The 13,298-nt window shown below is 53.7% G+C and carries 9 protein-coding genes; 7 read left to right on the top strand and 2 right to left on the bottom strand.

Going from position 1 to position 13,298, the window contains the following annotated elements:
- The first annotated feature begins 9 nt into the window (after positions 1–9).
- The 4 genes from AACQ81_RS13155 to AACQ81_RS13140 are packed head-to-tail and all read left to right on the top strand — an operon-like array spanning position 10 to position 6,823.
- The gene (locus AACQ81_RS13155) at positions 10–1,227 is read left to right on the top strand and encodes a DUF2169 family type VI secretion system accessory protein (RefSeq protein ID WP_237385469.1); all 1,218 of its coding nucleotides are present in this window, start codon (positions 10–12) and stop codon (positions 1,225–1,227) included.
- A complete protein-coding gene (locus AACQ81_RS13150) occupies positions 1,220–1,576 on the top strand; it encodes a DUF4150 domain-containing protein (protein ID WP_237385468.1) in 357 nt (118 codons plus the stop codon). The genes AACQ81_RS13155 and AACQ81_RS13150 overlap by 8 nt, the downstream gene beginning before the upstream one ends.
- Positions 1,577–1,588: 12 nt before the next feature.
- Positions 1,589–6,292: an RHS repeat-associated core domain-containing protein gene (locus AACQ81_RS13145; protein ID WP_237385467.1), complete on the top strand. Its 4,704-nt coding sequence runs from the start codon at positions 1,589–1,591 to the stop codon at positions 6,290–6,292.
- Positions 6,293–6,295: 3 nt separating this feature from the next.
- The gene (locus tag AACQ81_RS13140; protein WP_237385466.1) at positions 6,296–6,823 is read left to right on the top strand and encodes an SMI1/KNR4 family protein; all 528 of its coding nucleotides are present in this window, start codon (positions 6,296–6,298) and stop codon (positions 6,821–6,823) included.
- 70 nt (positions 6,824–6,893) lie between these two features.
- On the opposite strand, the gene AACQ81_RS13135 is transcribed toward AACQ81_RS13140, so the two are convergent.
- Positions 6,894–7,214 (bottom strand): SymE family type I addiction module toxin, encoded by a 321-nt coding sequence (locus AACQ81_RS13135; RefSeq protein ID WP_237385465.1) that lies wholly within the window; start codon positions 7,212–7,214, stop codon positions 6,894–6,896.
- Positions 7,215–7,287: 73 nt separating this feature from the next.
- Entirely contained in the window at positions 7,288–7,686 is a 399-nt protein-coding gene (locus AACQ81_RS13130; protein WP_237385464.1) for a helix-turn-helix domain-containing protein, read from the bottom strand.
- Positions 7,687–7,784: 98 nt separating this feature from the next.
- Between AACQ81_RS13130 and AACQ81_RS13125 the strand changes: the two genes are divergently transcribed.
- From AACQ81_RS13125 to AACQ81_RS13115, 3 genes are all read left to right on the top strand, one after another.
- Positions 7,785–10,574: a CHC2 zinc finger domain-containing protein gene (locus tag AACQ81_RS13125; protein WP_237385463.1), complete on the top strand. Its 2,790-nt coding sequence runs from the start codon at positions 7,785–7,787 to the stop codon at positions 10,572–10,574.
- A gap of 204 nt (positions 10,575–10,778) precedes the next feature.
- Positions 10,779–11,816 (top strand): site-specific tyrosine recombinase XerC, encoded by a 1,038-nt coding sequence (gene xerC / locus AACQ81_RS13120; protein ID WP_237385462.1) that lies wholly within the window; start codon positions 10,779–10,781, stop codon positions 11,814–11,816.
- Between the two features lie 585 nt (positions 11,817–12,401).
- Positions 12,402–12,749, top strand: a complete 348-nt coding sequence (locus AACQ81_RS13115) for a hypothetical protein (RefSeq protein WP_041983009.1) — start codon at positions 12,402–12,404, stop codon at positions 12,747–12,749.
- The last annotated feature ends 549 nt before the right edge of the window (positions 12,750–13,298 follow it).

The following is a 13,298-nucleotide window of genomic DNA, read 5'->3' as shown; positions in this document are numbered from 1 at the left end:
GTGACTTCGATGGAATTTCGTAACCTCACCCCGTTTGCGGTGATGAATTACTCGATGCTCGATGTGGACGATGTCGAGCACCATGTGGCTGTGATGAAAATCGGCTACCAGCTGCTGCCTGAACGTACCGGAAACTGCATCGCCGAATTGCTGCCCGCGCCTCCCTTGTGTGTGCAGGATGAATACCGCGGGCAGATGAATTCCTCTCAAGTGTTGCAGGAGAGCGACCTCGCCCCTTTCAAACCGCGCTGTGATGTGATTGTCAACGGCACGGCGTATGCACCGGATAACCAGCCCTGTACTGAGTTTCCGGTCCGGTTGCAGGTCAAGAGCAAGCAGGGGCAGACCCTGTTCGATAAAACCCTGACCGTGACCGGCGAGCGCGAGTTTATTCGTGCCGCCACCGGCGAGTGGCAACTGACCGACCCTAAACCGTTTGCAATGTTGCCACTGGATTATCGCTACGCCTTTGGGGGGGAATGCAAAATTCAGGCAGAGGATAAAGCGAGCCAGCGTCTTAAAGACAGTGACCGGCTCACGCCCGAACAACACCAGCAGCATCCTGACGGAGAAAAAGCACCGATCGCTCACGCCACTTGTGAAAGCAATCCTCTCGGTAGTGGATTTATCACGCCGTGGTATGCCGAGGCCAAACAACTCACCCGCTACCCGGCACCGCGTATCACCCGACTGGATGCACCGTTTACCGTTGAGCATTTTGCCGCGCAACTAAACGGCACCTTGCCGCCCGATACCCCCGCCTGCCAACCGCAGAGCATGGGCTTTATCGGCCGACCGTGGCTGCCCCGCCGCCAGCTTGCCGGCACGTACGATGATGACTGGCTCACCCACCGTCACCCTTACCTGCCCAAAGACTTTGATTTCAGGTATTGGAACGGTGCCCCCGCTGACCAACAGATAGACTGGCCTGATCCCGACATTTCGCTGACCCTGCAGGGAATGACCCCCAGTGGTCACCTGCATGTCACCTTGCCGGGGCACCGCCCGTTTATTCTGCTGCGGATGGAGGCAGGGGCGTTGCTCCCCGTGCCAATGCGCCTCGATACGCTGATCCTTGATAGCGAGGCCATGACGCTGCATATCACCTGCCGACTGAATTTTAAAACCGACTTGCCTGTACGAGTTGCCGAAGCGCGGTTTGAAACCGACCCCGATGCCCCGTTGCTCAAACTGGCTCCACTGGAAGAGGAGAAAAAGGATGGCTGATAACTACATTGCCCGCACCGCGGGTGAATGGCTGATCATCGGCATATTGCCGGACGTGTGCAAAACCCCGATGGGTCCATCAACCCCCCCGATCCCGTATCCGGTCATTGCGAAACTGGCAGACAGTGACGCCCCCATTCCTTCCGTACGTGCCAATGGTCAGCCGGTGGTAGTCTTCGCCCAAAGTTTTGTGCCGCAAACCCTCGGGGATGAACCCGGCGTGGCCAACGGGGTGAAAAGTGGCACCGTGGGTGCGAAGTGCCATCCCAAAGCCCATACAAAAACTGTCCGGGCCGGTAACAAGCTGGTGCTGCGCCACGGGGATGAATTCTGGATGAACGGAGCATAAGGAGGGATACGGATGTCAAGCAAGATGATAGTCACCCCGGATAACACGGATGTGAGAGCCGAAAAATATTGTAAGGAATTTAACCTCCGCACACAGGCTGAGGCGGAGAAAGCACTCAACAATGTGGATACGTTATACCGGCAAAGCTCGCGTTTTTACGGGGATTCCGGTGCCGACCCCGAATTAGACGTTTACTACAATCAATTGGATGCGGACTTCGCCGCGCAGGAGTTTAAGCAAACAGCTCAAAATACCGTTGAAAAATTCAAAAGCGGTGAGTTTCCCAAGAAAGAGTGGGACGAGGAAAAAGAAGAAGATACGCATCCCAAACCCAATGACGCGCTGCCAACCAAAGCGCGCGATGACAGCCCGAGCGGGACGGGCAACACGCGCGGTAAAATCGTCGGACAGGCATCACAGGGGGCGATACCGCCACATGAAGCGAATGCTGCCGTCACACCAGAAACCGAGCAAGAAAAGGGATTTTTGGACAAGGCCGAGGACTGGTGGGATGAGACCAAAAAAGATGTAACAAAATGGGGGGAAGAAGCCGGCGAAAAACTGAGTGCCGCCTGGGATAATCCGGGCAAGGCCACCATAGGGGCCGCAAAAGGGGTGTGGAATACCGTGCCTGATGTGGGAGAATTCATCTTTCGAGGAGTCGCTGGGATGCCCGCTGGCATGATGTCCGCATCGGGTACAGTATTAAAATACGTGGGGGCTGACACGATAGGCGATACCGCCCTTGCCACTGCTGATGGAATACATAAGGCCATCGATAAGGCTGTGGAGCTGAGCCATGTGGATGCCATCCGGTTCGACATTAAGGATAAGGCGGAACAAGGTGGGGCATTGTTCGCTGATGGTGTTAGTTGGGTCACTGGAATAGGAGGCGTAATCAAACAAGGCGCGAAAACGGTGGTTAAAAACGCCAAACCCCCAGTGGGCGGTAAAATCAAAACCCAACCGAAAGATACCCAGGAAGTAAAACTCCAAAAAGAGCAACCGAAGGATGATGCCACCCCATCCAATAACAAAGACGGCAATTGCAATGGGACCTGTACCAAGAAAAGTGAGCCCGTTGATGTAGCGACCGGTGATTTTTTGCAGGAATGGCCCGTTATCGCCATTCCCGGCCTGTTGCCCATGACCCTAACCCGTTCCTATCGCTCCACCGCTAAATACAACGGTCTGTTTGGATCGAAATGGGCCGATGATTGGTCGAGACAACTGGTCATCGGTAACCATGAAGTCCTGTTTACTGATGTCGATGGCGTAGTTTACGATTTCGCCACCCCTGACAATCCGGTGCAGGCCCGCAATAAACACATTCCTCATTACATACTAACCGGTGAACTCAACGGAGAACTGCGCCTGACCGACCGCCAATCCCAGTTAACCTACCATTTCAATCAAACAATGGAGACCTGCCGTAAGTTATCTGCCATCACAGATCGCCACCAGAACCGGATTGATTTTATTTACGACAAACACGCTCGATTGGTTGAGGTCAGCCGCAATGATGGCGTACGGCTGGCACTCAGTTATCAGAATAACCAACTGCGGACGGTGGATTTGCTGGAAGGGCAGACGACCCAGCGGCTGGTGTCGTGCCGCTATGACGCGCACGGCTACCTGAACGAATGTGAGGTTTTCCAACATAACCATTTGTGGCATGAGTACGATCCCCTGGGGCGGATGACCCGCTGGCATGATACTGACCAGACGGATTTTCACCTCACTTATGATGAACGAGGGCGTGTCATCAGCACTTATTCCCCTAGTGGTTACTGGCATGACCGCTTCCGCTATGATGACAACGCCCGCATCACCACCTATCTGGACGGTGAAGGCAGTGAAAGCCACTACCATTATGACTCGAACGGGCTGGTGATACGGGAAGTGGACCCACTGGGCCGCATTACCCGCCGCCAGTGGCATCACAGCCAAATAGTCTGGGAAAGCGATCCCGCGAGCCAGATGACCACCTTCGATTACAACCCTGACGGGGCGCTGACCGAAGTGAAACTGCCGACGGGCGATACCTTTTCTTACGATTATGACGAGCATGGTCAGCTTATCGAAAGTATCTTGCCGACCGGCGAACACTGGCAATGGCATTATGACGAACAGGGCAATCTGATCGCACTGACCAATCCGTTGGGGCACAAAGAAGAATACCAGTACGGTCTCCACGGTGAATTACGCGAGCGTCTGCTGCCGGACGGCAGAACATGGCACTATGCCTATGACGAGCACCAGCGCCTTGCCGCCGTGATGACACCGGACGGCGAAACCACCGGGCTGGAGCTGGATGCGCTGGGTCGCTTGATCCGCCTGACCGACGCGCTGAAACAGGAAACCCGTTATCAGTACAGCCCCGACCATGCCAGCCTCAATAATGGTAGCCTGAGTGAAATCACCCTCGCCGATGGCGTCACCCAAAAGCTGGAATATGACAGCGAGCACCGCGTGGCGGCAGTCACCGATGGTGAAGGTCGCACCACCCGTTACACCTATGGCGCGTTTGACCTGCTGACCCAAATGACCCGCCCGGATGGCACGACGCTACACTTTGGCTACGACCGTCTGACTCGACTGAATTCGGTCACCGCTTCCACTGGCGAAACCTACCGTTATGAGCGGGATGCTGCGGGGCAAATCATTCGGGAAACCGATTTTACTGGGCGAACGCTGACCTATCAGTACGATAAACTGGGACGCCGGATACTGACTCAATACCCTGATGGTCAGCAACTTCGCTGGCACTATTCCGCTGCGGGGTTGTTGGTCAAACAGGAAAGCTGGCAGCCGGAAGAAAATCAATGGGTGCTAAAAAACACCACCACTTACGAATACAATAAACGGTATCAATTAGTGAAAGCCACTAATGCCGATGCCATCGTCGAGTATGAGTATGACAAAACCACAGGGCTGCCCATCTGTGAACGCATTAACGGGCGTGAAATCACGCGAAAATGGGATGACCTGACCGGACGTCCGGTCAGCGAAAATGTCGATGGCAATACCCTGCACTTCGGTTACAACCTGTCGGGGAGTCTGAATCACTTTCAGCTCAACCAGCATGCGCCACTGACCTTCCAGCATGATGCTCTGGGGCGGGAAACGGTGCGAGAAAGTGCCAACGGGTTTATTCTTGCCAGCCGCTACACCGCGACTGGCTTGCTGGCACATCAGTCGGCAGGGCAGGCCACCCAGTTTTTCAGGGAAACGCTGGCACAAAATGACCCACATTTTCCACCGCAAGCCTCTGCCGTCAACCGGAGCTGGCAATATGACCGTGCTCATAATGTGCGCGTGATTGATGACAACCGCTGGGGGCAAACCCGCTACCGTTACAATACCAACGACCAGATTCTGCATACCCTGTTCGAGGGTGCGCGTCCACATGAAGAACAATTCAGCTATGATGCTAACGGCAACCTGAACCAGCATCTGCCGACCGATGCACGGGGCGCGGTGGAACAAGTGACGCAGCGGCAGAAAGCCGGGCGGGTGGTGCAGCAGGGGGATAGCCAGTATCGCTATGATGATAATGGCCGTCTGGTGGAAAAAACCGAACACTGTGATGGCTTCCGCCCGCAAATCTGGCGCTACCGCTGGGATACCCAAAACCAGCTGACCCACTGTGAAACCCCGGATGGCTCGCGCTGGCATTATCGCTACGATGCTTTTGGGCGACGAGTCCGTAAACTGAAGGTTCACGATGGTAAACTGGCCGCGGCTAATTTACAGTTATGGCTGGCCGGGAAACCGGATTTAGCGCCGAGATCAGATGCCATCATGGGGCAGGATTACCTGTGGAGCGGCGACCAGCTGATTGAGGAAACACCGGTTTACGCCGATGGTACGCCGGTGGAAGGTCAACGTATCCGTTGGTTATATGAACCCGGTTCATTAACACCGTCAGCCCGCGTTGAAAAAGGCAAGCTACACTATATTGTCAGTGACCATCAGGGGACGCCGCGGGAAATGTTGTCCGAGGAAGGGGTGCTGGTCTGGGCGCAGCGGCTGACGACATGGGGTAAAGCCGAGAAATCGCAGGTCATCGCTTCCAACAATCCGGATTACCATGTGGACTGTAATTTCAGGTTTGCAGGGCAGTATGCGGATGAAGAGAGCGGGTTGTATTATAACCGGTTTCGGTATTACTCGCCGGAGACCGCGCAATATATCTCGCCCGATCCCCTGAACTTGGCAGGCGGGTTTAATCCGTATGGCTATGTGCATAATCCGTCAAATTGGGTTGACCCACTAGGGTTAACGGGCTGTCCGAATAATATTAAATATGGCGAATTAGATGAGTTAGGTCGACCAACCGGAGTTCATGCTACTTTAGATAAAGGCCATATTAATACTGGTACACATGCTAACCCGAACATACAGCCTCCGGGATTTATTACAGGGAAAGGTTCTAATCGAGCTAGGGGGCACTTACTTGGACGACAATTAGGTGGTTCTGGTGATGATGTTAGGAACTTAGTCACCCTTCAACAACGACCTGCTAATACTCCTTTCATGAGTGGAATCGAGGGTAGAATAAGAAAAGTCTTAGAACAAGGACAAGTTGTCGAAATGAGTTCTGTTCCTATTTATAAGGGACCTTCCAGAATACCGGCTGGTATTACAATGAAAGCTGAAGGTTCGGGCGGATTCTATGAGTATGTAACTGTTCTTAACCCTCTAGGAATGTAAATAATGAGTATCGAGAGTTTAAATAATATATTGCCCTTACCTATACATCCAAATGAAAATGGTCAGAACAGAAAATGGCCGTTGATAGATGAGCGGCACGCTTTTCCTAAAGATTATATTGATTTTATCACTCAATATGGCACAGGCAGAATTGCCGATTTTATCACTATATTTAACCCATTTAGCGAAGATGATGATCTGAATTTTTTTAGGCAGAAAGAATGGATTATTGAGGATTTTAATTCTCTTGTTGAATCTGATCCGGATTACTATCCGTTTATTCTTTATCCTAAAAAAGATGGATTGCTTCCTATAGGTGTTACTGATAACGGTGACTATATCTTTTGGGTTGCATCATCAGATGACTGTGAATTATGGAAGGTAGCAATTATTGCTGCGAGGGCACCAGAAGTTGAATATAGACAAGAAAACTTCACTGATTTTTTAGAAGGTGTTTTATCTAGAAAGATCAATAGCATGTCATTTCCTGATGGTTTTCCACCGAATAGTATAGAATTTAACAGCATTTAAAAAATAAGCCGGAAAGATCCTTGTGATCTTCCGGCTTTGTTCTTTTTTTAGAGCCGCTCACTCCCTGCCCTTAGCGGCTTTTGTAGTCACCAATCAGCTCGCGCATCCGCAGCTTAATTTCACTGATTTGCTCGCGCTGGCGCTGGTATTGCTGCTTGAGGCTGTGGGTCTCGTCACTGTCGGGGATCAGCACCAGACAGCCGTCCATGATCTTCACCGTCACCGAGCCGCCAATCTCAAAGCCTGCCTGTTTAAGCCACTGCCCTTTCAGGTGAATTGCGGGCGGTGCTTTGGCCTTATCGTTTTGCGGGACGTATCCCACGGTGTAATAACGTTCTGTTTTAGCTGCTTTATTTTGAGCACGGTTTTGCTTAGAATGCGCCTTAGCCATCATTCAACTCCTACGTAGTTGGTTGTGGTGAGCGTTCTGGTTGTGCTCCAACACAATCAGAACGCGTTAACTCTTAGCGTGTGATATTAATTGCCTGTTTAATCTTCTCTTGCGTGATAGCCATATCCAGAAAATGACAAATGACGTCCTGATCTTCTACGGCTAACGCGTCAACCTGTCTGCACAACTCTTTTAGCCGCTTGTTTTTAATATCAAAAACAGGTGCGGTTGTGCCTTCGTCGCCTAATAGCAAATGGTCAATACTGACTTCAAGTAACTGTGCCAATTTAATAATGTAGTCAAACTGTGGCTTAACCTGTCCTTGCTCCCAGCGTCCAACCATCCGGGGCTGAATATCCAGCAAATTAGCCAGTTCCAGTTGTGTAAGCTGTCTTTCCTTGCGTAATCCAGCAAGCCGTTTACCAAAATCAGTCATAAATGAACAAAGCCAGTTAATGTGTTTGTTCATCATGATAGGTGTCCTTTTTTAATCTAAGTCTTGAAAGTATTATATTGACCTGTATTATATAGGTCAATAGTGACCTTGACGTGATTTTAAAGGATTATGATATGGCTCGCATTCCCGACGCAGAATTACAGCACCTGAAAACCGCCGTCTCCTTAGTTGCGGTTATCGAGCAACAGGGGCGGCAGTTATTTAAGCGCGGCAAGGACATGACTGTGCTGTGCCCGTTCCATCAGGAGAAAACCCCCTCGATGGTCATTACACCATCCAAAAACCTCTATCACTGCTTTGGCTGCAATGCCGGCGGGTCGGTGCTGGACTGGGTGATGAAAACGGAGGGCTTGAGCCTGCGCCATGCGGTTGAGCGGCTGCGCGGGGAGCTGGGCGGCCGTCCGGCCGTTGAACCGCTGGTTGCCCCCACCGAGCCGGAAGTGCTGGCTGAGAACGAGGCGGGCAGGCAGGCGCTGCTGTCACGGGTGGTTGAGTTCTATCACCAGACCCTGCTCCATGCGCCGGAAGCACAGGCTTATCTGGCGAAGCGGCGGCTTAACCATCCGGAGTTAGTGGCGCAGTTTAAGCTGGGCTTTGCCAACCGCACGCTGGGGTACCGCCTGCCGTCGAAAAAGCTGAAAGCGGGGGCGGAGATCCGCCGCCGGTTGCAGGCGGCCGGGGTACTGCGGGAAAACGGGGGGGAACATCTGCGCGGGTCGCTGGTTGTGCCGGTGCTGGATGGTCACGGGCAGGTACAGGCCCTGTATGGCCGCAAAATCACCGACCGCCTGCGGGCCGGGACGCCGCGCCATCTCTACCTGCGGGGCCAGCATGGCGGGGTGTGGAATGCCGCCGCCCTGAAGGCGTCAAAATCCCTGATCCTGTGTGAATCGCTCATTGATGCCCTGTCGTTCTGGGTCGCCGGGCACCGCAATGTCACCGCCGCCTATGGCGTGAACGGGGTCACCGCGGATCACTGGCGGGCCTTTGAACAGCACGGCATCAGGCAAATCCTGATTGCCTTCGACAATGACCCCGCCGGCAATGACGCGGCGGTCAAACTGGCGGCGGCGCTGCTTGTCAAAGGCATTACCCCGCTGCGTGTGGTGTTCCCGCCGGAGAAAGATGCGAACGCGTACCTGTGCCAGCTGGCCGAACCGGAAACCGCCTTCTCGTTGCTGATTGAAGGCGCCGTGCCGATGCAGGCGGCCCGCGAGGTTGACGTGGCAGACGTGACTGCAAGCCGGTCATTGGCGGTTGCCCCAGCGCCTGTGCCGCTTTCTGCCTTAGCCGCTGAGGTGGCCGCACTGCCGCCGCCCGTGCCCGGTGTGGTATGGGAAACCCGCGCTGCCGGGGAGCTGCTTATCTCGCTGGGTTCGCTGCGCTGGTGCCTCCGGGGACTGTCGGGCGTGAAAGCGGGTGCGGTGGCCCTGAAGCTCAATGCACAGGTTACTGAGACGCAAAGCGGGGTGATGTTCGTTGACAGTCTGGACTTGCTGAGCGCCCGCAGCCGTCAGGGCTATGCGCGGCTGGCCGCCGCTGAGCTGGGGCTGGCTGAAGGGGAACTCCGTCGGGCGCTGGGGCAAGTGTTACTGGCGGTCGAACAGTGGCAACAGCAGGGAGAAAGCACCACGGCGGTATCGCCTGAACTGAACGAAGCCGAACGGGCAGCGGCACTGGCGTTACTGCAAGATCCGACCCTGACGGCGCGTATCACCGCGGACTTAGCCGCCTGTGGTGTGGTCGGCGAGTCAACTAACTTGTTAGCGGGCTATCTGGCGGCCGTGAGCCGCAAACTGCCCAAACCGTTAGCCGTCCTGATCCAAAGCAGCAGCGCGGCGGGCAAATCCTCGCTGATGGAGGCGGTGCTTAACCTGATCCCCGAAGAAGAACGCATCCAGTACAGCGCCATGACCGGGCAAAGCCTGTTCTACCTCGGTGAAACCAATCTCCAGCACAAGATACTGGCTATCGCCGAAGAAGAAGGGGTACGGCAGGCGGCCTATGCGCTCAAGCTGTTGCAGAGTGACGGCGAGCTGACCATGGCGAGCACGGGCAAGGACGAAACCACGGGCAATCTGGTGACCAAAAGCTACACGGTGAAAGGCCCGGTCATGCTGATGCTGACGACCACGGCGATCGATGTCGATGAAGAGTTATTGAATCGCTGTCTGGTGCTGACGGTGAATGAATCCCGCGAACAGACCGAAGCTATCCATGCGGTGCAGCGCCATAAGCAGACGCTCGAAGGCTTGCTGGCTGAGAACGAGCGGGAATACCTGACGGCGCTGCACCAGAATGCCCAGCGCCTGTTAAGGCCGCTCAATGTGGTCAATCCTTATGCCAGCCAGCTGACCTTTATGTCAGACAAAACCCGCACCCGCCGTGACCACATGAAATACCTGACCTTAATCCAGAGCATCGCGCTGCTGCACCAACACCAACGGGAAGTGAAGGGGGTTGAGCATCGCGGGCAGCCGCTTGAATACATTGAAGTGACGCAAGACGATATCCGGCTGGCGAACCGGCTCGCCCACGAGATTTTAGGCCGCACGCTGGACGAGATGCCGCCACAGACGCGCAAGCTGTTGTTGCTGATACAGCAGATGGCGCAAGGCATGTGCGCCGCAGGCCAGCAAACGTTACGCGAAGCCCGCTTTACCCGGCGGGATATCCGTGACTTCACCCAGTGGAGCGATAACCAACTTAAGGTGCACTGCCAGCGGCTGGCCGAGATGGAATACCTGCTTGTCCACGGCGGCAGTCGCGGGCATCTGTTGCAATACGAGCTGTTATGGGACGGTGACGCGGCTGACCCTGCGCACCTGTGCGGGCTGATTGACCCGAAAGACACCGCAGACACGTCCATCATCTGCCCCTACGAAAAGCGCAAGTTGGACTGAACTGAGCGCAAGTTGCCCCTAAGTTGGGGTCAAGTTGGGGCTAAGTTGGGGTCGCCAAAACCGCCCCCCAGCCAGTATTGATAAGGGTTTACCCCCCGCAAGCGGGAGAAACGCAAACATCACTGTTCCGGCAGGCCTTAAGAAAATCATACCGTCCTGCCACATACCGTCCCTTTTTTCATGCCAGACACCAGGAGCATCCCGATGAGACTGTCCACTCACTTCGCCCCGGATACCTTACGCCAGCAGCTGGCCGGTTATCTGGATACGCTGCGGGCGCGGGGATACACCCTGCACACCCTCAGCAATACCCGCGGCCAGTTGCGGCCGTTTATTGACTGGTGCGAACAGCGGGGCGTGACCCATGCCCCGCAGGTCTCGCTGGCGTTGCTGGAAAGCTGGCAACGTGACCTGCGTACCTGCCGCCGGGCGGATGGCCAGCCTTACAGCCACAACGGGCAAATCCAGCGGCTGGGTACCTTAAAACGCTGGTTTATCTGGTTATTAAGCCGCCATCATATTCTCTACAATCCGGCGGAAGCCCTGATACTGCCCCGGACAGCAAAGCGCCTGCCCGTGCAGCTGCTTAATGAACACGAAACCGCGCAGGTACTGGCGAGCCTGGATAGCGGCACGCCGACCGACTTCCGCAACCGGGTGATGCTGGAAGTGCTGTGGAGTACCGGTATCCGGCGCAGTGAGCTGCGCAACCTGCGTCCCGGTGATATTGACCGGGAACGCGGCACGCTGGCTGTCCGGCAGGGCAAGGGACGCAAAGACCGGGTGGTGCCCATCGGTAAGCGGGCGCTGGACTGGCTGGCACGCTACCAGCAGACGGTACGCCCACACCTGCTGCGTCAGCACGACAGTGGCTACCTGTTTGTCACGCAACAGGGGCAGCCCCTGAGTCTGGCGCGGCTGACCGAGATAGCGGGCAGCGCCCTCCGCGAACGGGCGGGGCTGGATAAACCGGGGGCCTGTCATGTGTTCCGGCATTCCATGGCGACCCAAATGCTGGATAACGGGGCGGATATCCGGCATATCCAGTCGATGCTGGGGCACGAACAACTGAGTACCACGCAAATTTACACACAGGTGGCTATCGGGCACTTAAAGAAAGTGCACCAGCAGACCCATCCGGCCGAGCGGGCGGATAAGACAGAAAGCGGCACAGCGCAGGCGGAGACGGCCGCGCCAGGCAGTGACGGCGACCGCACGGGACAGCCCGATCATCCCGGTTAAGTTCGCCGGGGGCGGTGCGGGGGCAGACCGTGGCCGGACTGCCCGTCGGCGTCGGTGATAGCGGGGGTAAATAGGCCATGGGCGGCCTGAACCAGGGGGTCCCCGTTAAGCCGGTGCAGGCCGCCCAACGCCTATTCAACATAATGCGAGGGAATTAGGCGAAATTCGCCGTCCGGCCACGCAATCCACCTAAACATCGTGCAGCGGCTCACATCGCCTAATTAACATTATGTCTGGCGCCCCCGCTGGTCAGCATCGCAGGGTGTGGCGCACAAGGCTGCGCCTTCTGCTGTCAGCTTCTCAGCCAGTCCCCGGCAATCCGTGTTCTGCTTTAGCCGCCTTGCCTTGCTGAGGCAAACAACCCTGTAGGCAGGTCGGCCTGCGGCCTCCGTTAATTAAAGGAATATTCTCCCATCACAAATATAGTGTATCGAAATACCCTCAGTTAGCTAACGATCCAAATAATATAGCTCCTGTCACATTCTATGAACATTTCTTCAAATGGCATGGCGGAGCTTGGTGGAAACCTTCACATGGTGTTCCTTTGAATCCGAATATTCCAGACTCTTTTTAGAGGAATAAAATATGGCAATTGCATTAATTATTAGAAATCATGGGGATAATAAATCACGTTTAGTTAACACTATTCGTAACTGTGTGAATATAAGCATAAATTCAATCTTATCTAAAGTAGGTGACAATACACCTGTTTTTATCAAGGAATTATTTGATGATATACATGAACCAGAGTTCCCAAAAAAATTAATGCTAATGATGAAGGAATTGGATCAATTAAACGTAAATTATTCTATTTATGAATTAGTTGGTGAGCAAAAATATGTAAACGAAGGTATATATTACGAGATCACAATAGATAGGCTAAAAAATATGATGTCAGCAAGAGAACGTACTATTAACCAACCTTGGAATTAAAAAATTAAATGTCCGGTAATTTATGTTACCGGGCATTTATTCTGGTTTTCTGGGTAGTGGCTCTATCAGAAAAACGGACTGGTTTATAATCGGTACAGATATTTCTCGCTTATTCCTGTCCTGTACTTGATTCCATTGGATTTATTAGGAGATGGAAACCCGTACGGTTATGTATTAAATCCAACAATAGAAAAATGAGGGAGCACTTTAGCGATAATGAAAAATCTCTTATTAAAGAGTGGGAAAAACAAACAGAAAATAGCTGGCCAACATTAGCCAATGGTAAACGTGCGACTCCACATCATGTGATACCACTGAAAAATGGTGGAACAAATGAATGGTGGAATTTAATCCCTGTTAAACACCCATATACTGGTACAATACATGGAGTTGGCTCCGCTCTAAGGACTCATATACCTTATCAGAAGCAACTGTCTTGAACACGATTTTTATGGCGTTATCTGATGATACGAATCATTCCATTCTTCATCTTTTCTAATCATCGCATTTAAGATGGTCAGCAGTTTGCGCATACAAGCCACAAGAGCC

Source organism: Xenorhabdus sp. Sc-CR9, from assembly GCF_963897815.1.
In the GTDB taxonomy this organism is placed as follows: Bacteria; Pseudomonadota; Gammaproteobacteria; order Enterobacterales; family Enterobacteriaceae; genus Xenorhabdus.
This window is presented reverse-complemented; position numbering and strand designations above follow the sequence as displayed.

What these genes read in the sequence shown, in the direction of transcription:
- AACQ81_RS13155 (WP_237385469.1), top strand. Translation starts at nt 10, where the DNA reads ATGGAATTTCGTAACCTCACCCCGTTTGCGGTGATGAATTACTCGATG.
- AACQ81_RS13150 (WP_237385468.1), top strand. Translation starts at nt 1,220, where the DNA reads ATGGCTGATAACTACATTGCCCGCACCGCGGGTGAATGGCTGATCATC.
- AACQ81_RS13145 (WP_237385467.1), top strand. Translation starts at nt 1,589, where the DNA reads ATGTCAAGCAAGATGATAGTCACCCCGGATAACACGGATGTGAGAGCC.
- AACQ81_RS13140 (WP_237385466.1), top strand. Translation starts at nt 6,296, where the DNA reads ATGAGTATCGAGAGTTTAAATAATATATTGCCCTTACCTATACATCCA.
- AACQ81_RS13135 (WP_237385465.1), bottom strand. Translation starts at nt 7,214, where the DNA reads ATGGCTAAGGCGCATTCTAAGCAAAACCGTGCTCAAAATAAAGCAGCT.
- AACQ81_RS13130 (WP_237385464.1), bottom strand. Translation starts at nt 7,686, where the DNA reads ATGATGAACAAACACATTAACTGGCTTTGTTCATTTATGACTGATTTT.
- AACQ81_RS13125 (WP_237385463.1), top strand. Translation starts at nt 7,785, where the DNA reads ATGGCTCGCATTCCCGACGCAGAATTACAGCACCTGAAAACCGCCGTC.
- xerC (WP_237385462.1), top strand. Translation starts at nt 10,779, where the DNA reads ATGAGACTGTCCACTCACTTCGCCCCGGATACCTTACGCCAGCAGCTG.
- AACQ81_RS13115 (WP_041983009.1), top strand. Translation starts at nt 12,402, where the DNA reads ATGGCAATTGCATTAATTATTAGAAATCATGGGGATAATAAATCACGT.